Annotated in this window: 20 protein-coding genes; 18 read left to right on the top strand and 2 right to left on the bottom strand. The window is 41.8% G+C overall.

The genetic code is table 11. From position 1 onward, the window contains the following. Positions 1-134 precede the first annotated feature (134 nt). The 16 genes from smc to ACQV1I_RS17215 all read left to right on the top strand — a co-directional run bounded on the left by smc (position 135) and on the right by ACQV1I_RS17215 (position 15,446). A complete protein-coding gene (gene smc, locus ACQV1I_RS17290; RefSeq protein ID WP_116333372.1) occupies positions 135-3,707 on the top strand; it encodes a chromosome segregation protein SMC in 3,573 nt (1,190 codons plus the stop codon). Positions 3,708-3,775: 68 nt separating this feature from the next. Further along, positions 3,776-4,789, top strand: a complete 1,014-nt coding sequence (gene ftsY, locus ACQV1I_RS17285) for a signal recognition particle-docking protein FtsY (protein WP_116333371.1) — start codon at positions 3,776-3,778, stop codon at positions 4,787-4,789. 161 nt (positions 4,790-4,950) lie between these two features. Next, on the top strand, positions 4,951-5,289 hold the full coding sequence (locus tag ACQV1I_RS17280) for a putative DNA-binding protein (protein WP_003336871.1): 339 nt from the start codon (positions 4,951-4,953) through the stop codon (positions 5,287-5,289). Positions 5,290-5,300: 11 nt separating this feature from the next. Continuing rightward, the gene (ffh, locus tag ACQV1I_RS17275) at positions 5,301-6,743 is read left to right on the top strand and encodes a signal recognition particle protein (protein ID WP_116333370.1); all 1,443 of its coding nucleotides are present in this window, start codon (positions 5,301-5,303) and stop codon (positions 6,741-6,743) included. A gap of 95 nt (positions 6,744-6,838) precedes the next feature. Continuing rightward, a complete protein-coding gene (rpsP, locus tag ACQV1I_RS17270; protein ID WP_003336873.1) occupies positions 6,839-7,114 on the top strand; it encodes a 30S ribosomal protein S16 in 276 nt (91 codons plus the stop codon). A 21-nt stretch (positions 7,115-7,135) separates the two neighbouring features. After that, entirely contained in the window at positions 7,136-7,363 is a 228-nt protein-coding gene (locus tag ACQV1I_RS17265) for a KH domain-containing protein (RefSeq protein WP_003336874.1), read from the top strand. Between the two features lie 139 nt (positions 7,364-7,502). Then, entirely contained in the window at positions 7,503-7,922 is a 420-nt protein-coding gene (locus ACQV1I_RS17260; protein ID WP_094699415.1) for a YlqD family protein, read from the top strand. After that, positions 7,919-8,440, top strand: coding sequence for a ribosome maturation factor RimM (rimM, locus tag ACQV1I_RS17255; protein WP_094699414.1), 522 nt, complete (start codon positions 7,919-7,921; stop codon positions 8,438-8,440). Before ACQV1I_RS17260 ends, rimM begins: the two co-directional genes overlap by 4 nt. 14 nt (positions 8,441-8,454) lie before the next feature. Further along, on the top strand, positions 8,455-9,201 hold the full coding sequence (gene trmD, locus ACQV1I_RS17250; protein WP_094699413.1) for a tRNA (guanosine(37)-N1)-methyltransferase TrmD: 747 nt from the start codon (positions 8,455-8,457) through the stop codon (positions 9,199-9,201). A 260-nt stretch (positions 9,202-9,461) separates the two neighbouring features. After that, entirely contained in the window at positions 9,462-9,809 is a 348-nt protein-coding gene (gene rplS / locus ACQV1I_RS17245) for a 50S ribosomal protein L19 (RefSeq protein WP_003341429.1), read from the top strand. A gap of 173 nt (positions 9,810-9,982) precedes the next feature. After that, the gene (gene lepB, locus ACQV1I_RS17240; RefSeq protein WP_018670796.1) at positions 9,983-10,543 is read left to right on the top strand and encodes a signal peptidase I; all 561 of its coding nucleotides are present in this window, start codon (positions 9,983-9,985) and stop codon (positions 10,541-10,543) included. Positions 10,544-10,582: 39 nt separating this feature from the next. Beyond that, positions 10,583-11,479 carry a ribosome biogenesis GTPase YlqF gene (gene ylqF / locus ACQV1I_RS17235; RefSeq protein ID WP_018670797.1) on the top strand — a complete coding sequence of 299 codons (897 nt, stop codon included), beginning with the start codon at positions 10,583-10,585 and terminating at the stop codon, positions 11,477-11,479. Positions 11,480-11,739: 260 nt separating this feature from the next. Further along, on the top strand, positions 11,740-12,522 hold the full coding sequence (locus tag ACQV1I_RS17230; protein WP_116333369.1) for a ribonuclease HII: 783 nt from the start codon (positions 11,740-11,742) through the stop codon (positions 12,520-12,522). Positions 12,523-12,667: 145 nt separating this feature from the next. Further along, entirely contained in the window at positions 12,668-14,737 is a 2,070-nt protein-coding gene (locus ACQV1I_RS17225) for a hypothetical protein (protein WP_239209050.1), read from the top strand. A 20-nt stretch (positions 14,738-14,757) separates the two neighbouring features. Continuing rightward, the gene (locus tag ACQV1I_RS17220; protein ID WP_018670800.1) at positions 14,758-15,066 is read left to right on the top strand and encodes an EscU/YscU/HrcU family type III secretion system export apparatus switch protein; all 309 of its coding nucleotides are present in this window, start codon (positions 14,758-14,760) and stop codon (positions 15,064-15,066) included. Continuing rightward, the gene (locus ACQV1I_RS17215) at positions 15,066-15,446 is read left to right on the top strand and encodes a YraN family protein (RefSeq protein WP_018670801.1); all 381 of its coding nucleotides are present in this window, start codon (positions 15,066-15,068) and stop codon (positions 15,444-15,446) included. The genes ACQV1I_RS17220 and ACQV1I_RS17215 overlap by 1 nt, the downstream gene beginning before the upstream one ends. A gap of 305 nt (positions 15,447-15,751) precedes the next feature. On the opposite strand, the gene ACQV1I_RS17210 is transcribed toward ACQV1I_RS17215, so the two are convergent. Both ACQV1I_RS17210 and ACQV1I_RS17205 read right to left on the bottom strand, forming a co-directional pair. Further along, entirely contained in the window at positions 15,752-16,003 is a 252-nt protein-coding gene (locus ACQV1I_RS17210; RefSeq protein ID WP_018670802.1) for an AbrB/MazE/SpoVT family DNA-binding domain-containing protein, read from the bottom strand. Positions 16,004-16,363: 360 nt separating this feature from the next. Then, entirely contained in the window at positions 16,364-17,938 is a 1,575-nt protein-coding gene (locus ACQV1I_RS17205; protein ID WP_116333367.1) for a YifB family Mg chelatase-like AAA ATPase, read from the bottom strand. Between the two features lie 374 nt (positions 17,939-18,312). Between ACQV1I_RS17205 and ACQV1I_RS17200 the strand changes: the two genes are divergently transcribed. Both ACQV1I_RS17200 and ACQV1I_RS17195 read left to right on the top strand, forming a co-directional pair. Beyond that, a complete protein-coding gene (locus tag ACQV1I_RS17200) occupies positions 18,313-20,247 on the top strand; it encodes an ABC-F family ATP-binding cassette domain-containing protein (RefSeq protein WP_116333366.1) in 1,935 nt (644 codons plus the stop codon). Between the two features lie 407 nt (positions 20,248-20,654). Beyond that, positions 20,655-21,842 (top strand): outer membrane protein assembly factor BamB family protein, encoded by a 1,188-nt coding sequence (locus ACQV1I_RS17195; protein ID WP_116333365.1) that lies wholly within the window; start codon positions 20,655-20,657, stop codon positions 21,840-21,842. The last annotated feature ends 137 nt before the right edge of the window (positions 21,843-21,979 follow it).

The raw sequence follows: 21,979 nt of genomic DNA, 5'->3' as shown, positions 1-21,979 counted from the left end.
AAATGCAGGATATATGGAAAAACTGGTAACACGCCAGAAAATCAGGTATTTCCCAAGTCACCCTACGCCAAATGGGTCATCTGTGATAAACTAGGAGAGTTAAAGAGGATTGAGTATGTTTAGGGGAGATTATCATGTATTTAAAACGGTTGGAACTGATCGGCTTTAAGTCGTTTGCAGACCGGACCGAATTGGAGTTTGTACCGGGAGTGACTGCGGTAGTTGGTCCAAACGGTAGCGGCAAGAGTAATGTATCGGATGCGATTCGTTGGGTGCTTGGTGAACAAAGCGCCAAGTCGCTTCGTGGCTCCAAGATGGAAGATATTATTTTTGCTGGTAGCGATACGCGCAAACCGGTAAATTTCGCGGAAGTATCTTTGACCCTAGATAACTCGGATGGCTCTTTGGATACCGAATACTCCGAAGTGACCGTTACACGTCGAGTCTATCGTTCAGGGGACAGCGACTATTCTATTAACAAGCGTTCCTGCCGATTAAAAGATATCATGGAACTGTTTATGGATACCGGTGTGGGAAAAGAAGCCTACTCCATTATTGGACAAGGACGAATCGAAGAAATACTTAGTACAAAATCAGAAGATCGCCGGGGCATTTTTGAAGAAGCAGCCGGAATTGTAAAATATAAAACACGTAAGCGAGAAGCAGGCAAGAAACTGGATGAAACTACCCAAAATTTAGTGCGCATTTATGATATTCGCAATGAGGTAGAAGAGCAAGTAGGTCCACTGCAGGAGCAAGCCGAAAAAGCAAAGACCTATAAAGGGCTACATGAAAAGCTGATCCAGCATGAGGTAGCCCTTTACGTACAGCAAATCGAACAGACGCATGCCAAATGGGAAGAAACGAAACGACAGTCAGCTGATTTTGAAAACCAATTGGCCAAGCGTACCGCGCAAGCAGGCCAGCAAGAAGCTGAGCTGGAGCAAGCTCGTTACAAGGTTAATCAAATTGACGAATCAATTGAAGAGCTACAACAGGTATTGCTAACGGTTAGTGAAGAGGCGGAGAAGGTAGAGGGTCGCCGTGAGGTATTGCGGGAGCGCAAAAGAAATCTTGAAGCGAATCGTAAGCAAACGATGGAGCAAATGCATCGCTTAACCGAGAAGCAGCATGCCTTAGAGGAAGAGCTGACAGCAGAAGAGGCACGTCGAGAAGAAGCTAAGGGAAAGATGCGTGAAGCAGAAGGAAAGCTCAAGAAGGCGGAATCTGAATTCCAGGTTGTTGTGCGTGGATTGACAGATGACTTGGAAAAGCTGAAAAGCGATTACTTCGATAAGCTTAATGAAATGGCTCGCCTTCGTAATGATATTCGTCATCAAGAACAGACGCGTGATACCAGCAAGGCGCGAATAGAACGTCTGCAAGTAGATCGTGATCGCTTGGTTAGTGAAGAGTCTACTCAACTGCATACAGGTGAAGGGCATGCCACTGAACTGGCAACAATTGAGCAAAAGCTAAATACAATCTTAACCCGTTTCCGTGAACTCATGGCCGAAACTCGCGGACAAGAACAACAGATTGAAGAGGCTGAAAAAGAAATACGTCGCCTTGAACAGCAACGAGAAGCTACACGCTCTAGATTAGACTTATTAAAAGAGATGCAGCATGATTTCGCAGGCTTCCAGCAGGGGGTTAAAGAAATCTTACGAGCTCGTGAAAAAGGCATGAAAGGAATTCACGGAGCGGTTGCTGAGCTAATGACGGTACCGCGTAAGGTTGAAACGGCTATCGAGGTTGCTTTGGGTGGAGCGCTACAAAATGTGGTCGTAAACGACGAAGCAGCGGGACGTGAAGCGATTACCTACTTGAAACGGCATAATCTGGGGCGTGCTACCTTTTTGCCACTATCGGTGATTCGTTCTCGTTCACTTACCAGTGAAGATGAACGGCAATTGCGCCATGAAAGCGGAGTGGTAGGTATTGCCAGTCGTCTTGTTTCCTTTGATGAAGCTTATCGCGCTGTTGTCGAGTCTATGCTTGGCAATGTGATTATTACTGAAACATTGGAGCAAGCAAACCGTGTAGCGAGAAGTTGTCATTACCGGTATCGGGTGGTTACGCTAGATGGTGATATCGTTAATGCAGGCGGCTCTATGACAGGGGGAGCTGTGAAGAAGAACAATGCCAATCTTCTAGGGCGCAACCGTCAGGTAGAAGAGCTAGAAGGTATGTTAGATACCTTGCATAATGAAATGATACAGAAAAAGGCTAGCATTGATGCTGTTACAAAAACAGCGAAACAAGCAGAGGAACAACAGGAAAAGTTGCGTGAACAGGGAGAAGTTCTCCGTTTACGTGAACAGGAATTAAAAGGGTTGTTACAACAGGCGGAGTTATCTGGAAAGTCATTACGTGAACGTATGGCTGTACTTGATCAGGATATGGCTCTCTATCAAAAAGAGATGAACGATGCTGAGCATAAGCTGATGGAACTTACCCAGCAATTGAAAGGGCTAGAGGAAGAAGAGCATTTGCTCACAACCGCCATCGCTACAGCAGAAACAAGACGAAAAGAGCATATGCTCAGCAAGGAAGAAATGAATGAGCAGATTACCACTCTGAAGGTGCTGGTGGCTCAAGTAAAGCAGGAGCATGCTTCTCGAATTGAACAGGTAGAGCGTTTGCGTGAACAACGTACCTTGTTGACGAAAGAATGGGAAGAAGCAAATCAGGCATTGATGGATCTACATAGCCTGGATGATAATAATGATTCATTTTTTGGAGAGCTGGATGAAAAAATCACCGAGCTTCGCCAGGATAAGGACCGTGTTGCCAACTTAATTTCTGAACGACGTGGAGATCGAGCTAGTCTATTTGCTAAGCAGGAGCAATTGGAGCTTGAAGTAAAAGAGATTCGTAAACAAGTAAAAGCACTTGAAGAGAAACTACATGCCGAAGAGGTAAAAGGAAACCGGTATGAAGTGGAATTAGATCATTTGCTAAACAAGCTATCAGAAGAGTACGAGCTAAGCTTTGACCTTGCCAAGCAGAAATATCCTCCGCTGGGAGAGTTTGCTGAGCAACAGGTGGTAGTTAATGGATTGAAGAAGCAAATAGCTGCACTCGGTACGGTTCATTTAGGAGCAATTGAAGAGTTTGATCGCCTAGCAGAGAGGTTAGATTTCTTGCGTAAACAAGAAGAAGACCTAATAGAGGCAAAAGAGATGCTCTATCAGGTGATTGCTGAAATGGACACAGAGATGTCGCGTCGTTTCCAACAGACATTTGATGAGATTCGAGTCCAATTCCAAGATGTGTTTGTGCAGTTGTTTGGAGGAGGTCGAGCTGATCTCTTATTGTCACAACCGGATCGATTGCTGGAAACAGGAATTGATATTGTGGCTCAACCGCCTGGTAAGAAATTGCAGAATTTAGCGTTGTTATCTGGAGGAGAACGCGCATTAACAGCTATGGCGCTATTATTTGCCATTCTGCGTGTAAAACCAGTGCCATTCTGTGTATTAGATGAGGTCGAGGCCGCACTGGATGAAGCCAATGTCAGCCGCTTTGCAGAATACATGCATCACTTTAGCGGTGAGACCCAGTTTATTTGTGTCACACATCGGAAAGGTACTATGGAAAGTGCTGATGTTCTGTACGGTATTACTATGCAGGAAGGCGGCGTTTCCAAGCTGGTGTCTGTTAAGCTTGAAGAAACGAAAAAACTGATTGATTCAGCTTCATAGATAGTTGTAGTCTTGTAGACTCAACGCACCATGAAAAACAAAGAAACAATATTCAAGGAGGGTCATTTGTGAGCTTTTTTAAAAAACTTCGTGATTCCATCGTTAAAAAATCAGAAGAGGTAACGCAGAAGTTTACGGATGGGTTAACCAAAACCAGAGATCTTTTAGTAGAAAAAGTAGAGGATTTAGTCCGTCGTTACAAAAAAATTGATGAGGATTTCTTTGAAGAGCTAGAAGAAATTCTAATAGCAGCTGATGTAGGCGTAAATACAGTGATGGAGCTCGTTGATGATTTGCGAGGTGAGGTTCGTAAGCACAAGATTGAGGATGCTCTTGACTTGCAACCGATTCTATCGGAAAAGCTAGTTAACTTATTACGTAATGATGAAGCCCACAATACGGCATTACAGATAGAAGAAGGACGTTTAAACGTTGTGTTATTCGTAGGGGTAAATGGTGTAGGAAAAACCACTACCATTGGTAAAATGGCCCATATGTTTAAACAACAAAGCAAAAAAGTAGTTTTGGCTGCGGGGGACACGTTTCGTGCGGCAGCGATTGAGCAGTTGGAGGTTTGGGGGAATCGTGTTGGTGTAGACGTGATTAAACACCAACAGGGCGCTGATCCGGCAGCTGTCATCTATGACGCGGTGCAAGCGGCTAAGTCACGTAAGGCAGATGTTCTTCTCTGCGATACGGCGGGGCGCTTGCAAAACAAAGTGAATCTAATGGAGGAGCTAAATAAGATCTTCCGTGTCCTACAACGAGAAATCCCGGATGCTCCACACGAAGTATTGTTGGTTCTAGATGCTACGACTGGACAGAATGCTATGAATCAAGCTAAGGCTTTTGGGCAATCAGCAGGTGTCACAGGCATTGTATTGACCAAACTAGATGGTACAGCGAAGGGTGGTATCGTTATTGCTATCCGCAATGAACTGGATATACCGGTGAAATATGTAGGTTTGGGTGAAAAAATGGATGATTTACAAGCCTTTGATCCAGAGCAATTCGTACATGCACTTTTTGCTGGCTTGATTGAAAAAGAGGCAGAACAGGAAGCTGAATCCAAGCAAGAATAGTGAGCTTACGAACGCTGTTTTTGTAGAATTTATATAGAAAAAATTAATGTCAACAAAAAGACTTGACAGTAGGCGCAGGATTGTATAGTATATTACTTGGCTCTGTAAAGGAAAAGAACTTTACACAGTAGCAACCGATCTAACTGTAAAGGATTGGTTCCATGCTGGAAAAAACGAATCAAGTGAATCTCTTATTTGACTTCTATGCTTCTCTTTTAAAAGGAAAGCAACGTGAATACCTTGAGCTTTACTACCTGGATGATCTATCGTTAAGCGAGATTGCAGAAATGCATGAAGTAAGCCGACAAGCCGTTTATGATCATATCAAGCGAGCTGAAAAGCAGCTGTATGAATATGACGAGAAGCTGAAGCTAACAGCGAAGTACGAACAGCGTCAAGAGGTTGTGAGGATGATGATCAATCTGGTAGAGGCCACAGGTGGGGACGATACGAGAGAGGAATTGCTTATCTTGCTCCGCCAACTGTCAGAGATGGATTAGGAGGGGCACATATGGCATTTGAAAGCTTGGCAAGCCGATTGCAGGGCGCCTTTGATAAGCTACGTGGCAGAGGTAAAATCGACGAGACCATCGTAAATGAGGCGATGCGTGAAGTACGTCTCGCTTTATTGGAAGCAGACGTTAACTTTAAAGTCGTGAAACAATTTGTCGCTCGCATCAAGGAACGTGCAGTTGGACAAGATGTTTTGAAAAGCTTAACGCCAGGACAAATGGTTATTAAAGTGGTAAATGAAGAGCTGACTGAGCTTATGGGCGGTAACGTCTCCAAGCTAGCTGTCTCTAACCGGCCACCGACTGTTATTATGATGGTTGGTCTACAAGGTGCGGGGAAAACAACCACAACCGGTAAACTGGCTAAGCTATTACAAAAACAAAATCGTAAGCCTATGCTAGTTGCTTGCGATATTTATCGCCCTGCTGCAATTAAGCAGCTACAAGTACTAGGTGATCAACTGAGTGCTCCTGTATTTTCTATGGGTGATCAAGTCAGTCCTGTAGAAATCGCTACGAAAGCGATTGAACATGCTAAAGAAAATCACTACGATTACGTGATTCTTGATACGGCAGGTCGTCTGCACATTGATGAAACTCTTATGGAAGAGCTTCAACAAGTGCGTGAAGTGGCAAAGCCAGATGAGATTTTGCTGGTTGTGGATGCTATGACTGGTCAGGATGCAGTCAATGTAGCAGAGAGCTTTAACAATCAATTAGAGCTTACAGGTGTGATTCTTACTAAGCTAGATGGAGACACACGTGGTGGTGCGGCCCTTTCCGTTAAAGCAGTGACTGGTAAACCGATCAAGTTCGCAGCAATGGGTGAAAAGCTTGATGCCTTGGAACCATTCCATCCCGATCGTATGGCATCACGCATTCTGGGTATGGGCGATGTACTGAGCTTGATAGAAAAAGCACAGGAAAACGTCGATGTGGATAAAGCAAAAGAGATGGAGCGCCAAATGCGCCAAGGGGAATTCACTTTTGACATGTTCTTGGATTCCATGCAGCAAATGCGCCAGTTAGGACCTCTTGAGGACCTATTGGGAATGTTGCCTGGCATGAATAAGATGAAGGGCATGAAAGATCTAAAGGTGGATGAAAAGCAAATTGCTCGTACGGAAGCCATCGTGAAATCGATGACAAAGGAAGAGCGCGCTAACCCTGATGTCATGAATGCAAACCGTCGCAAGCGTATTGCTGCTGGTAGCGGAACCACGATCCAGGAAGTGAATCGTTTTATCAAACAGTTCGAAGATATGAAGAAAATGATGAAGCAATTCACAGGCATGACGGACAAAATGAAAAAGAAAAGCAAGAAAAAAGGCGGATTCCTTCCATTTAAAGGAAATTCACCAATCGATCCGTTTGGTGGCATGGGTGGAGATACCGATGATAAAAAAGGTGGCTTCAACTTCCCATTTAATCCGTTTAAATAATGTAGGCTTGAACTCTCTTCGCTCTATAAAGGCGATAGTTCAGATATATAGACACATACAACGTTTATCGTTGATTCTTTTAGGAGGTGAACAACATGGCAGTTAAAATTCGTCTAAAGCGCATGGGTTCTAAAAAGGCTCCTTTCTACCGTGTGGTAGTTGCGGATTCTCGTTCCCCACGTGATGGTCGTTTCATTGAAGAGATCGGCTATTACAATCCAGTTGCTCAACCAGCAGTGGTTAACATTGACAGCGAGAAAGCTGTTCAATGGATCATGAACGGAGCGCAACCTACCGATACAGCTCGTAACTTGCTTTCTCAAGTAGGCGTACTTGCGAAAGTACACGAAGCAAAAATCGGCAAGAAGTAAGATTGGGACGGTGATCTTTAGATGAAGGCTTTGATCGAAACGATCGCGAAAGCTCTTGTGGATCATCCGGAACATGTGAAAGTGAACGCAGTGGACAAGGAGCGTATCTTGGTTTTCGAGCTTTCCGTTCATCCAGATGATATGGGTAAGATTATTGGAAAACAAGGTCGCATTGCGAAAGCCCTGCGGACGGTTGTAACGGCTGCTGCAGTGCAGACTGATAAGCGGATTACCGTTGAAATCGTATAAAAAAGACTGGGGGTTTCTCCAGTCTTTTTTCGTATCTACATACGTGTTAATCCCACATGCAAAGGTATAACGTTACTAAATGTGTTTATATAAACGAAAGCAACGAAATAACTTTCTTAGCTGTCGGGAGGCGGGGCCTATGATCAGCATTGAGAGATTGGTGCATGTAAAAGTTGTTTTAACGGAGAAAACAAAGGCGTTATTACGGGAAGAATACGAAAGAAAAGCACAATATGTGCATATGGAATTGGAGCAATGGCGATTCCAGCGTAAAAAAATATTAGCTGAAGCAGAAAAAAGAGGAAGCGAAGGGGTTCGTTTAGCTTTGGAACGGTTGGATCAGGAAGAAGGAACCTTACGTGAAAAATTGGAACTTATTTCTATTCAACTGAAACAAGTAGAAAGGCTTCCCTTAGAAAGTGAACTCCATCAGCAAACCCTTAAAAGTCAAGTTGAAATGGAAGTAGGGGACCGTTGGAATGAAAAAATGGCGGATGCCGAAATTATTATTCGTGATGGGATCGTAATAGAAATACGTCAAGGAGGCAAAAGCTCGTGACACAACCAAAATTTTATACGGTAGGGAAATTGGTTAATACACAGGGATTACGTGGAGAAATGCGTGTTGTTTCTACAACAGATTTCCCAGATGTTCGTTTTAAAAAAGGTAATAAATTGCATTTGTTCCATCCAAGCTTGACTACACCGGTAATCGTTGAAATTGCTTCGTATCGTGAACATAAAGATTTTATCATCTTAACCTTTAAAGGGTACTCATCTATTAATGACGTAGAAAAGTATAAGGGTGGGGAATTAAAGGTTCCTGAAACGGAACTACTAGATCTGGAAGAAGACGAGTTTTATATCCATCAGCTCATTGGTTGCGAAGTAATTACGGACACAGGTGAAGTATTAGGCAAGATTACAGAGGTTCTACAACCAGGTGCCAATGACGTTTGGGTGGTAAAAGGAAATAATGGTAAAGAAATCATGCTACCTTTCATTGATGATTGCATTAAAAAGGTAGATGTTCAGAATAAAAAAGTAATTTGCCACATCATGGATGGATTGCTGTAGAGGAGAGTTAGATCATGCGTATTGATGTACTAACACTGTTCCCAGAGATGTTTACAGGGGTATTCTCTACCAGTATTTTAGGAAAAGCAGCAGAGAAAGGAATCGTCGATTTTGGAGTGATTAACTTTCGCGATTATTCGAAAAGCAAACATGGAAACGTAGATGACACTCCCTATGGAGGCGGTGGTGGCATGGTCTTAAAGCCTGACCCGATCTTTGATGCTGTGGAAGGCCTCTCAGTTCATGAGGGTGCTTCTAAACCGCGCGTTATATTAATGTGTCCGCAGGGAAGACGATATGATCAAAAAATGGCAGAAGAGTTGGCTCGGGAAGAGCATCTCGTGTTCATTTGCGGTCACTATGAAGGCTATGATGAGCGTATTCGTGAGCATCTGGTGACGGATGAAATCTCTATAGGTGATTATGTGCTAACAGGTGGAGAATTAGGTGCTATGGTTGTGATTGATAGTGTTGTTCGCTTACAGCCAGGAGCTCTAGGTAATGAAATGTCTGCTGTAACAGACTCTTTTTCTACGGGACTTTTAGAGCATCCTCATTACACACGTCCTGCTGACTTCAGAGGCTGGAAGGTGCCTGATATTCTATTATCTGGACATCATGCGAACATTGAAAGATGGAGATTGAAAGAATCTCTAAAGCGCACCTGGCAACGCCGGCCAGAGTTACTGGAGAAGATCGAGAAAACCAAAGAAATCGAAAAGTTGCTAGTAGAAATTCAGCAAGAAGAGAGTGACTCTTAATGCTCACAAGCAAGGAAAGGAGAATTATACCTGAACCTGATTGCCACTGATTTTTATAGTCCGGTTATATCAGTAGATTGAGGGAATTTTATCCTTGATTATTTTCTAATAATGCTTGTTAATAGCCTTTAATTATGCTAAAATATCACTTGTGGCAATTTTGCCGCTGACTTCGACGGTCCGCTACTTGTTCGTTAACCTAACTAGAGGTTTAGCAATAGAGGCGAGTAAGAACGTCTGTGTGGAAGGAGTGAATCATGATGAATCAAATTATTCGTGAATTGGAAAAAGAACAACTGAAACAGGATCTTCCTGCGTTCCGTCCTGGTGACACTGTACGTGTACACGTTAAGGTTATCGAGGGTACTCGTGAGCGTATTCAGGTGTTCGAAGGCGTTGTTATCCGCCGCCGTGGTACTGGTGTAAGCGAAACTTTCACTGTTCGTAAGATTTCTTACAACGTGGGTGTTGAGCGTACATTCCCACTACACACACCGAAGATCGACAAACTTGAAGTAGTTCGCCATGGTCGCGTACGTCGTGCGAAATTGTACTATCTTCGCGATCGCGTAGGTAAAGCTGCTCGCATTAAAGAAATTCGTCGATAAGAATAAGAGGGGGGCTGCTTGCCAGTCCCCCTTTTTTCAGTTACATTCGGTTTTGAATGCCCTCAGTTCTCTAGAAAATACAGTTCATTTCAGATAGATGCACTTATAAAGTGTAAAGATATCTTCTGTCATATATAATAGATAAATGAGACTCTAGAGCAGGAGGAAAGATTATGAGCGAAAACGCCTCGACTACCAAGAAGAAAAATGAAGCTTGGGAATGGATTAAAGCGATTGTTATAGCAATAGCTTTAGCATTCTTCATCCGTACTTTTTTATTTGCCCCGTTTATCGTCGAGGGTCATTCCATGGATTTTACTTTGCATAACGAAGAAAAACTCGTGGTTAACAAAGCTCTCTATCATCTAAGAGAGCCACAGCGTGAGGAAATTATCGTATTCCATGCGTCTGAAAAACGTGATTATATTAAACGGGTCATCGCTGTTGCGGGAGACACCGTTGAAGTAAAAGACGATGTTTTGTATGTTAATGATAAGGTAGTGGAAGAGCCATACTTAAAAGAGAAACGTGATCTTGCGGAAAAAGAGAAGGATCTACCACTAACCACTCCTTTCGAAAAACTAACGATTCCACCTGGGCATATCTATGTGATGGGGGACAATCGCCAAAATAGTTCAGATAGCCGAGAGTTTGGTCCAGTTGAAGTAAGTAAAGTGGTAGGCCGGGCAGAGTTCGTCTTCTGGCCGTTAAAAGATATACGCATGACACGCTAATCAAGTAAACAGCTGTGTAAAAAAGTAGGTGAATGTACGATGACAATCCAATGGTTTCCAGGGCATATGGCCAAAGCTCGTCGCCAAGTAACGGAAAAATTAAAGCAAATTGATGTGGTCATCGAGCTTCTGGATGCAAGGCTACCTTTGTCTAGTCGTAACCCGATGATCGATGAGATCGTGGCAGAAAAACCACGTTTGATATTATTAAACAAAGCAGATCTGGCTGATCCAGCTGTAACAGAAATGTGGACGAGATATTTTAAAGAACAAGGCGTCCGTACGCTACCGATTGATGCTTTATCAGGAAGAGGAGTTAATAGACTCCCTGAGCTATGCCAAGAATTAGCTTCAGATATGTTACAAAAACGTGCAGATCGTGGAATGCTGGCAAGAGCAGTACGAATCATGATCTTGGGTATTCCAAACGTTGGTAAATCTTCACTGATTAATCGTCTAGCCAAACGCTCTGTTGCACAAACAGGAGATCGTCCTGCTGTTACAAAATCACAACAATGGGTAAAAATGGGCGATACACTGGAGCTTCTGGATACACCAGGTATTCTTTGGCCTAAGTTTGAGGATCAAATGGTAGGACTACGCTTAGCTGCAAGTGGTGCTATTAAGGATGAACTAATTGATTTCTCAGAGGTGGCCTTGTACGCAGTTCGTTATATGATGCATTACTATCCAGAGCGATTAAAAGACCGCTATAAGCTAACTGATCTACCTGAAGATGGCGTAGAATTACTTGAAATGATCGGAAAAAAACGTGGCTGTATGGCATCAGGTGGTCATATTGACTATGACAAAGCTTCCGAGTTATTGTTACGTGAACTACGCTCAGGAAAGATTGGTCAAATTACGTTAGAGCGCCCGATTGATTGGGAAATGGAAGTAGCGATTGGCGAACCGCGTTCTATCTATGATGAATAAATAAAGTATGTATGGACCCTTGCCGCAATGGCAGGGGTTTTTGCTTGTTTGATCCAAAGAGATGAAATGTTTTGGATCATCCAATTCGTATTGCTTACTGAGCTGATGCAAAAGATTTTGGCAACGAATAATCATTACTGTTTTATTGATTGATAGTAGTAGATTATTTGAATGACTGTAGACGTGAAAAATTTTTGTCGCAAGGCTAGTCTTACGATAAAATAAAGAGAGAAAGTAAAGGAAGTCGGGAGAGAAAATTAATGAACATAGCGGAAATGTCGATACAAAAGATAAGAGAATGGGTTGAAGGGGCAGATCAGCTGTCTTCTGAGGAACGCTTGAAACTCTCTACAGATCAAAGAAAAGGTGTTCAAGCAATATGGCGCAGATTTATTACTCAGGAAAATCATTTGAAAAAGCAACAAGCCCTTTGGAAAGCTATGACCGAAACAGAGAAATTGTACTGGTCACAAGGTAATGAATACATAGTAGGTATCGATGAAGTAGGAAGAGGCCCCCTAGCTGGTCCAGTTGTTGCTTCAGCCGTTTGTTTGCCCGTTGATTTTTATCTTCCAGGTTTAAATGATTCCAAAAAAGTGAGTGCCTCTATGCGAGAAGCTTATTATGAAGTAATTATGCGAGAAGCAACAGCTGTGGGTATTGGGATCGTTTCTGCTGAGCGCATTGATGAAATTAATATCCTGGAAGCGACGCGCGAAGCAATGTATATAGCAGTAAAAGAGACAGGAATTACTCCAGACCTGTGCTTAATTGATGCTGTACACTTACCACGTTTAGAAACCCCACAGCTCTCTATTATTGGCGGTGATGGCAAAAGTGTTTCCATCGCGGCTGCATCAATCGTAGCTAAAGTGACGCGTGACCGTCTTATGGAAGTATATGCTACAGAGTATCCGGTATATGGCTTTGAACAAAATGCTGGTTATGGTACCGCGGAACACTTACAGGCTTTACGAACGTATGGTCCTTCAGCATTGCACCGCAAGACCTTTGGGGGAGTTAAGGAACTTATTACCGGATAGAGCTGTAATCAGATACGCTCGAGCAAGGCCAAGAATCTTTACTGATCACAACCAGCATTGATGAGGATCTTTCTAGCCTATTTCGTACATAAATATCTCTTTGGAATAATTTTTTAATTGTTTTTACATGAAAGGAGAACGAACGATGATCCAAGCTGGTCAACTGCTATCTAACATGTTGCAACAAACCCGCACAAGTGGAAACAAACAGATCGAGCTAAGCCCTAACCAGGTGGTAAAGGGAACCATAGTAAAAGTACTTCCGGAACAAGGGGCTATCGTCCAAATTGGCGGAATGCAAATGGTTGCTAAAATGGAGACGAATTTGGAAGCGGGTCAAAAAGCATGGCTACAGGTTCAAGGGAATACAGAGCCACTTACTTTGAAGGTGGTTCATACGGAGGCAGGTCAAACCACCAAAGAAGCCTCTCAGGAGGGCTTATTACGCTCTTTTGGATTACCTAATCAACCGGAATTAAAAGAAGCCCTGCAATTTTTACTCGATAAAAATTTGCCTGTAAACAAGCAAACATTAATGGAGCTTGGTCAAATTATAAAAACACAAGGATCAGGTTCAGATGTCATGCAATCCGTGCAAACAGCACTTACTAAACAAATTCCAATCACGCAGGATGTAGTCATGGCGTTGCGCAGCTTTTTATTTGGAAATAATATTTCTGACTCTATTCGTGCTTTTTTACAACAGGTTACTGATACGCTAGCTACACTCCCATTACAGAGTGAGGCAGCAGGAGCTGCTGAGCAGACTCAAACAGCATCGCAAGGCTCCTCCTCAGCTTCTACGTCACCACAATTGCAACAATCTTTACGAACTCTTGCCACCTTATTACAATCATTACCGCTACAGCTAAATGAAGAAACGCCATTGCTAAATGGGAACTCAGGAATGGTGCCAAAGCAATTGATGGGGAATCCTTCGCAAACGTCATTACAACAAAATATAAGTAACCAAGAAGCTGGGACAGGGCAACAAACAGGAGTAGGATTACAAAATGGAGCCTCATCTGTTGGATTAGGTCAGCAAACAGGGCAACAGCAGAATCTTTCGAATCAATCACCAATCCAACAGAAGCTTATGTCATCATCCTTAGCCGATGACACAACTACTTTTTTGTCCACTCAAGGGTCAAATGTGCAAAAAGGAGTAAATGCTGGAGTTATAAGTGGAGCAGATGCAGATGAGCAAACCCAATTGAATGGGAATATTAATGGGGGAAGAGGACGGGCTGCTTTGCAACAAACAGAAGGTACAAGTCAATCATCTTCACTTCCTTCATCTGGAACGACACGCACTCTTACAGAATCAGTCATTACCACAGGGAATAGCAACCAAACAATCAATGCTAGAGGGGATTCTAACCAAAATAGTCAACAACAATCCAGTGTTCAAGCCCCTGTGCAGAATTCTACTGTGAATACGACGATCCAGTCTTCTGGCATGCTTGCCTCAGAAGAGTCATCTAACCAACAATCTATCGTAAATAATCAGGCAGTATCCTCCCAATCAAATGAGGGATCATCAGTGGATCAATCTCATTTACGGAAGAGTACTGGAATATTGCAACAAAAGCTGGAATTGCTAGGTGTCACTAATGAAAGAAATATTTTTCAAGCTGGACGGACAGGCACAGAAACAATTGATCAACAGCAATTACAAAATATAAAAAGTTTGTTATTACAAATTACACAGGCTTCACAAGGCGTATCTTTAGCATTAAAGGAAACGGCAGAGCAATTGCTCCAACACATTACTGGACAACAATTAATGATGTCGACATCTCAGCAGACGCAACCACTGACGCATGTGATGATGCAAATTCCAATTAAGACTGAGCAAGGAGAAGATACGGCTTTTGTACAAGTGGAAGCTCGTAAACAAAAAGGTGGGCAATTAGACCCAGGAAATTGTAGATTATTTTTTCAATTAGATTTACATGCTCTGGGTATGACCATGGTTGATGTAAGCATTGTCAATCGAATTACAACTATTCAGGTATATAATGATCAAGCATGGTTGGAGCAACTGATTCAGTCAGAAAAGCAAACGTTTACCCAGCAACTCCAGGAAGTGGGCTATCAGCTATCTATTTTACGTGTACTGCCACTACCAGATGCCAAATCTGGAAATGGCGGACTTACAAGAGAGACAGAGCAAATGAAAAGTAACTACACAGGTGTTGATTTTCGTATCTAATAAAGAAAGGGGGGAACGTTATGGAACGATCATTTAACAACAATGCCTTTCAAGAAAATCCGGTACCACGATTAAAGAAAGCAGTCGCGTTGCGATACAAAGAAGATCAAGACGATGCTCCACGCCTGGTTGCTAAAGGGGGCGGTTATATTGCCGAGAGTATTCTACAAAAGGCAAAAGAACATAACATTCCTGTTCAGGAAGATCCTTCGTTATTAGAGGTTCTGTCTAAATTGGATTTACAGCAGCAAATTCCCCCTGAATTATATCAGGTGGTAGCAGAAATTCTTGCTTTTGTATATCGATTAGATAAGAAAGAGTGGGGGTAATGACAGATCGAAGAAGACTGATTGGTCAAATCGGGGAAGGTAGAGCGAGTGATTATCTTGAAAGCCTGGGCTATAGTATTATTGGTCGTAATGTTCGGCTCTCTCAAGGTGAGATCGATATAGTTGCGATGGAACAGCGGACAGTTGTATTTGTTGAAGTTCGGACTCGAATAGGCAAAAGAGGAGTTATTCCAAAGTATGGAAGTCCTGTTGAATCTATCACTCCACGTAAACAACAAAAATTGCGACAGCTAGCTCTAGCCTACCTTCAAAATCATAATCAGTCCTATGATACATTTCGGATTGATGCTATTGCAGTATGGATTTCCCCTGATCTTTCACAGACCGAAGAAGGTCTTGAGCATTACAAATATATCTAGTTGATAATGCGACAATTATCTAATTTGTAAGAAATAGGCGGTTCATAGTGATTTATCTACATCAATAGTTAATCTTCGAGCGTAAAATACAATGTACTCGACAAGTTGTAACTCCTCCATATTAGGTAATACATCTGGTTTGGCTGTCTTTAGTCAGAAATGACGTAATGACAGCCATTTTTTTTTGTGCAAGAACTATATTTTACCTGGTGAAATAAAAAAACCGTTTTCTTCCGAAGAAGAGAACGGTTTCTTTGATAATACATAAAGGAAAACATAAATAGTGCGTATGTAACAATAAAAAATTATTCTTTCGTGCCAACAGGCATATCATTCAGACAATCATGGCAAATGATTTTACCTTTGAAGTGAGTAATTTGGTCTGCGTTTCCACAGAAGATACAAGATGGTAAGTATTTTTTCAAGATTACGCGTTCTCCATCTACATAGATCTCCATAGGATCTTTGATTTCAATGTTTAATGTACGTCTCAATTCAATAGGAAGAACGATACGTCCTAGTTCATCCACTTTTCTTACAATACCTGTTGATTTCATAGGTGTAAATCCCCTCTCTGTCAGATGTATTTAGTCAAAATTCGACAGGTTATCTGATTATTATCGTACCAATATTTAATAAATAAGTCAATCTTTACTTCTTTTAAAAAAGTGAATATTCTACTAACATTTATAACTTTGATTCCGCTTACACGAGACTATTTACTTATTATGGTTCCTGCCCATAAAAATAGTACTCAATTTGTTACACTTTGTATTGTGAATACGTCGCTATCTTATCGAAGAGATTTTTTTTGTTTGTTTTATGAATTCACTTCGATAATAGGTAGGAAACATACCCAACAGTTATTTACCCAAAAATGGCGCATGGTTACCTTGTCTGTAAGAGATATTTTTGGGTCATGCGAAAATAGCCTTATCCAATGAACGATATTGAATTGCTTCTGCTACATGCGAAGTTTTGATATCCAGAGAACCATCTAAATCAGCAATAGTACGAGCAACTTTAACAATACGATCATATCCACGAGCACTCAGCCCTAGTTTATTAAAAGCAATGCTCATTAACTCTTGTCCGCCTTTATCAAGTGAGCAATATGTTCGTAATTCTTGTCCAGTCATCGAGCTATTAAATGAAAAACGTTTGTTTTGACGGTAACGCTGAGATTGGATACTACGGGCCATCTCCACACGTGTGAGGATTGAAGCTGAATTTTCCTCCCCTTCTCGCTTTGTTAACTGTTCCACTGAAACACGAGGAACCTCCAAATGAATATCAATGCGGTCTAGTAAGGGACCAGAGATTTTGGAACGATATTTTAATACTTGTAAGGGTGAGCATCGACAGACATTTTGATCTTTGGAACCATAATACCCACATGGACAAGGATTCATAGATCCAATTAGTAAGAAACGTGCTGGATACATATAGGCTTGTTTGGCCCTACTGATGGTAATTTGACCATTTTCGAGAGGTTGTCGTAATACTTCAAGTACCCCCCGAGAAAATTCCGGCATTTCATCAAGAAAAAGGATTCCACCGTGAGCCAGACTACACTCTCCCGGACGTGGGATTTGAGATCCACCACCTGCTAAAGCGGCTTGGGTGATTGTATGGTGTGGTGCACGCAAGGGGCGGGTGACAATGAGTCCATGCCGAGTTGTTAAGCCCGCAATGCTATAAATCTTGGTTACTTCAAAGGATTCCTCCTGGGTCATTTTAGGCATGATGGATGGAATGCAGTTGGCCAATAAAGTCTTTCCTGATCCAGGAGGACCAACTAGCATTACATTATGAAATCCAGCTGCTGCAACTTCCAGACCCCTTTTTACGAAATGTTGTCCCATTACATCAGCAAAATCGTAAGAAGGAATCACATTAGGATGTCTACTTTCGTTTCTAAGCTCAATGGAGCTTGGATGAGTGTAGTCAGTATTAACTAGAGTAGGATCGATTACATGGACCCATTCGTTCCCTTTATTAGCCTCCACAGCTGTTCGTAAATGAGGTACAGGCATGGTTTCTAAAGGAACGAGCTCTGCTTCTGCTTGATTAGCAGTGGGTAAAATTACTCTCGAAAAACCTCTTTGATGAGCCTCCAATAGCATGGGCAAAACACCTGGAATGGGGCGTAAGCTACCATCCAGTGCTAGTTCACCGATAATGAGTGGAATAGCTGATGTCATTTCAATTTGTTTAGATGCTAGTAAGATTCCAAAGGCAATCGCTAGGTCAAAGACTGATCCTTCTTTTCGCACATCTGCAGGGGCTAGATTAACGGTAATACGCTGCATAGGGAAGTCGAATCCAGAATTTCGTATGGCGGATCGGACACGATCCCGTGCTTCTTTAACAGCGCTACCACCTAAACCAACCACTTCAAAATGTGGCAATCCATTAAAAATATCAACCTCTACCGTAACTAGCATGCCATCTATTCCATGAATAGTAGCTGAATAAATTTTTGCATACATGTTAGATATCCCCTTTACCAGTCATTACAAGTTGATTTGAACTAGATGCAATCCATTTTCAAGTCATCTGAATAAGGAAAATAAAATCAAGTTCAAACCTATCAATGTATACATTAGATGTAATGTAAGCTCAAATAGAGCGATCCTATGCTATAAACCATCTAATTTTGACTGTATAAAAAGTTAAAGGGTATCTGCAACAAAAATGATTTCGTCTTCCAAAATCGTGCTAGCTGTTCCCATTAGGCCTGTCATTTTGTACAATGAGAAGTAAGTCCATGTACGATAACAACATTTTACTCTACGTTTCGTTAAAAACAGATTTTGTAGAGTATTACGAACGGACATCTTATATAGAAGTAAGGATGATCAGATTGAATATACTAACAGTGGATCATATTAAAAAAAGTTTTGGAGAAAAAATCTTATTTGACTCCATTTCCTTTCATATTGCTGAGAACCAGCGAATTGGTTTGATTGGTGTAAATGGTACAGGTAAGTCTACCTTGCTTAAAATTCTTGCGGGTATTGAGGAAGCTGATCAGGGGGAAATCCTTCATTCCAATCATTTTCGAGTAGAATATTTGCCACAGAATCCAGAATTTGATGGAGGTTCAACTGTCCTAGAGCAAGTATTTTATGGAGATACCCCTCTCATGCAGGCATTACGAGAATACGAGGTTTCTTTGGAAGAACTACAGCAAGATCAGGAGAACGAGCGCAAGCTACAGCGGTTATTACGTGCCCAGCAACAAATGGACGCAACTAATGCTTGGGATGCAAATACCAAAGCAAAAATGATACTCACCAAGTTAGGAATTACCCAGTTTGCGCAGAAAGTAGAGAAGCTTTCTGGTGGACAACGTAAACGGGTAGCGATGGCCCGTGCGCTAATTCAACCTGCCGATTTACTAATTTTAGATGAGCCAACCAACCATATTGATAATGAAACGGTAGAATGGTTAGAAGAGTACCTCTCTTCCTTTAAGGGTGCATTATTACTAGTAACCCATGATCGTTATTTCCTTGATCGAGTAACAAATCGAATTTTTGAATTGGATAATGGTAAGCTGTATAGCTATGAAGGTAACTATGCATCATTTCTAGAAAAGAAGGCAGAACGAGAAGAAAATGAAATGGCTCAAGAAAGCAAGCGACAAAATCTGTTGCGTAGAGAACTGGCATGGCTGAGAAGAGGAGCTAAAGCACGAACCACTAAACAAAAAGCACGGGTACAGCGAGCAGAAGAGCTACGTGACAAGAAAGTAGACGGTCCACAGGCCAAGCTTGATATTGCTTTGGGGGCAAGTCGTCTTGGTAAGAAGGTAATTGAAGCAGAGAAGGTCTCTAAAGCATTTGGTGAACGTACACTCCTTAGCGATTTTAGTTATATTGTAGTACCTGGAGATCGAATTGGAATTATTGGACCTAATGGTAGTGGAAAATCAACGCTGTTAAACATGCTTGCAGGTCGCTTACAACCCGATAGTGGGACTATCGAAACAGGAGAAACGGTTAAGCTTGCGTTCTACACACAAGAAAATGTGGAAATGGATGAAAACGTACGAGTCATTGAATACATTAAAGAAGTGGCTGAACAAATCAAAACAGCTGATGGATTCACCTTGTCCGCTTCGCAGATGCTGGAACGATTTTTATTCACCCCCAATCAGCAATGGACGTACATTTCTAAGCTATCTGGTGGGGAGCGTCGCCGTCTGTATCTGCTACGGACGTTAATGGGCGAGCCAAATGTTTTGTTCCTTGATGAGCCTACGAATGATCTGGATATACAAACGCTTAGTATTTTAGAAGACTATCTAGATAACTTCCCAGGGGCTGTTATTACTGTCTCACATGATCGTTATTTCTTAGATCGAACGGTTGAGCATCTGTTTGCTTTTGAGGGGCAAGGAACAATTCGTCATTATATGGGAAATTATTCTGAGTACCTAGACGAGAGTAAGCAAGAGAAAGCATTAGCTGAAAAAGCGGCTAAAGGAAGAGCGGAGGAACAAAGATCAGATCAATCATCCACTCAGGCCACTAGAGGTGGAAATCGAACCAAAAAATTATCCTATAAAGACCAACGAGATTGGGATGAAATAGAAGATCGCATTGCTGAATTGGAGGAAAAGCTCTCAGAGATAAAAAATCAGGTTGCAAATGCTGGTAGTAATGTGGAGCGAGCGCAGGAGCTGTTCGCGCAGGAGCAAGAGATAGCCAGTCAATTGGAGCAAGCTATGGAACGCTGGACGGAGCTTTCTCTCATGGTGGAAGAATTAGAGGAAGCAAATAAACGAGAGTAACAAAATATGGAAGGTCTAACATCATTCAAGTAATTGTTAGATCATTGGAGGGAAGGTTGAAAAGACCTTCCTTCTTTTTTTTGAACAATCATAAACTGATTCATTCCTATGTAAAATGTGTAAAATTATGCTACAAGTGCATCATATAATTTTTCACATTCAATGAAGAATGGGATTACCAGAACCATCATAATATATTTTCAATGGTATTCAGGCAAAAGTCCTAAGACAAGAATGGGTGAAATTACCTGACAATAAACGGTGGACTCACCTAGCAATTTACAGTATATTCAAAAGGAAATCACGCACGTTTATGGTAGTACACCCATCATTTTCTGTGCGTGTAGTCGGAATAAAAGAATTACATGATGATTTGATTAAAAACCTGTGGAAGAGAGGGAATTAACATGAAAAAGCAGAGTAGAATACAACTGTTAGTAGCGGGTACCATGATATTGTCTTCAGTGATAGTACCTCAGGCAATTCTGGCGAAGCCTGTAGCAGTGAAGCCAGTTCAAACTAAGACAGCATTTACGCAAGGAACTGGTTATCAAGCTGGGACCTATGATTATCAAGCAGCACAACCTTCTACATATAATTGGACCCGCCAATCACGTTATAATGTTGCTCCTAACCCAGTAGAGAAATGGTCAATTACTTCGGGAAAATCTATTAAATCCTCACCTGTGGTTACAGCCAATGGAACAGTCTATGTAGCCTCTAATGGAGGAGAACTTTATGCCTATCAAAACGGGCGTGTTAACTGGAAAGCTCTGCTAAAAGGTGATTTGTCTAGTAGTGTAATCGGAAAGGATGGAACGATTTATACGGGGTCGTCTGAACATTCCTTGTTTGCTGTTTACCCAAGTGGAGTGAAAAAATGGGAGAAACGTACAGTTGGTGAAGTAACTACGTCACCTGCACTTGGTTCAGATGGAACGATCTATGTAGGAACTGGCGATGGTAAATTACAAGCTTTTAACGAGAATGGATCCGAAAAATGGACATTTAGTGCAAAATCACCTGTAACTACAGCCCCCATCATTTCAAAGGATCAAGTGGTCTACCTGGGGACTTCTGACGGTAAATTGTATGCTGTCCATGCTGCATCAGGAAAAATGAAATGGACGTTGACATTAAATACTCCTATGAAGCAATCACCAGTAATCGGAAACGACGGTACTCTGTATTTGGGTACAGAGGATGGAACGATATATGCGATTGCATCCAATGGGAAAGAAAAATGGTCTACATCTGTTGGAAAAAAAATAACCTCGTCACCTGCGATTGATTCTAACGGAACACTTTATGTTGGAACAGATAGCGGTATGTTTATCGCATTTGATTCTAAAAACGGTAAATCAAAGTGGTCCTTTAACGGAGGACATCAGATCGATTCAGCACCAATCCTTGACGCCAATGGGGTTATTTATATGGTAACAGGAAACGGTATGTTGCGTGCCCTTGATCAAAAAGGAAACCGAATTTGGGAATACAACATGAAAGACAATACAGTCTCAGCACCTGCTATTGGTGCGGATGGTACTATTTATCTTGTGTCTCAAAATGGACGTGTAACAGCAGTTGGCAAGTAAGCAGATATAAAAATAGGTAAGAGGAAAGCTAACACATATAAATGAATGGGAAGGGAATCGCTTCTGTATGATAAGTGATTCCCTTTTTTGTTGACTAAAATTTCGATAATGAATAGTCTTTTCTGAATACCTGTAAA

Source organism: Brevibacillus sp. JB24b, assembly GCF_051713385.1.
Lineage (GTDB): Bacteria > Bacillota > Bacilli > Brevibacillales > Brevibacillaceae > Brevibacillus_B > Brevibacillus_B laterosporus.
The sequence above is the reverse complement of the archived record's forward strand: the minus strand, read 5'-3'. Positions and strand labels throughout refer to the sequence as shown.

Bases quoted from the DNA above. Each gene is read 5' to 3' on its own strand.
- smc (WP_116333372.1), top strand. From the start codon at position 135: ATGTATTTAAAACGGTTGGAACTGATCGGCTTTAAGTCGTTTGCAGAC.
- ACQV1I_RS17280 (WP_003336871.1), top strand. From the start codon at position 4,951: ATGCTGGAAAAAACGAATCAAGTGAATCTCTTATTTGACTTCTATGCT.
- ffh (WP_116333370.1), top strand. From the start codon at position 5,301: ATGGCATTTGAAAGCTTGGCAAGCCGATTGCAGGGCGCCTTTGATAAG.
- rpsP (WP_003336873.1), top strand. From the start codon at position 6,839: ATGGCAGTTAAAATTCGTCTAAAGCGCATGGGTTCTAAAAAGGCTCCT.
- ACQV1I_RS17265 (WP_003336874.1), top strand. From the start codon at position 7,136: ATGAAGGCTTTGATCGAAACGATCGCGAAAGCTCTTGTGGATCATCCG.
- ACQV1I_RS17260 (WP_094699415.1), top strand. From the start codon at position 7,503: ATGATCAGCATTGAGAGATTGGTGCATGTAAAAGTTGTTTTAACGGAG.
- trmD (WP_094699413.1), top strand. From the start codon at position 8,455: ATGCGTATTGATGTACTAACACTGTTCCCAGAGATGTTTACAGGGGTA.
- rplS (WP_003341429.1), top strand. From the start codon at position 9,462: ATGAATCAAATTATTCGTGAATTGGAAAAAGAACAACTGAAACAGGAT.
- lepB (WP_018670796.1), top strand. From the start codon at position 9,983: ATGAGCGAAAACGCCTCGACTACCAAGAAGAAAAATGAAGCTTGGGAA.
- ylqF (WP_018670797.1), top strand. From the start codon at position 10,583: ATGACAATCCAATGGTTTCCAGGGCATATGGCCAAAGCTCGTCGCCAA.
- ACQV1I_RS17230 (WP_116333369.1), top strand. From the start codon at position 11,740: ATGAACATAGCGGAAATGTCGATACAAAAGATAAGAGAATGGGTTGAA.
- ACQV1I_RS17225 (WP_239209050.1), top strand. From the start codon at position 12,668: ATGATCCAAGCTGGTCAACTGCTATCTAACATGTTGCAACAAACCCGC.
- ACQV1I_RS17220 (WP_018670800.1), top strand. From the start codon at position 14,758: ATGGAACGATCATTTAACAACAATGCCTTTCAAGAAAATCCGGTACCA.
- ACQV1I_RS17215 (WP_018670801.1), top strand. From the start codon at position 15,066: ATGACAGATCGAAGAAGACTGATTGGTCAAATCGGGGAAGGTAGAGCG.
- ACQV1I_RS17210 (WP_018670802.1), bottom strand. From the start codon at position 16,003: ATGAAATCAACAGGTATTGTAAGAAAAGTGGATGAACTAGGACGTATC.
- ACQV1I_RS17205 (WP_116333367.1), bottom strand. From the start codon at position 17,938: ATGTATGCAAAAATTTATTCAGCTACTATTCATGGAATAGATGGCATG.
- ACQV1I_RS17195 (WP_116333365.1), top strand. From the start codon at position 20,655: ATGAAAAAGCAGAGTAGAATACAACTGTTAGTAGCGGGTACCATGATA.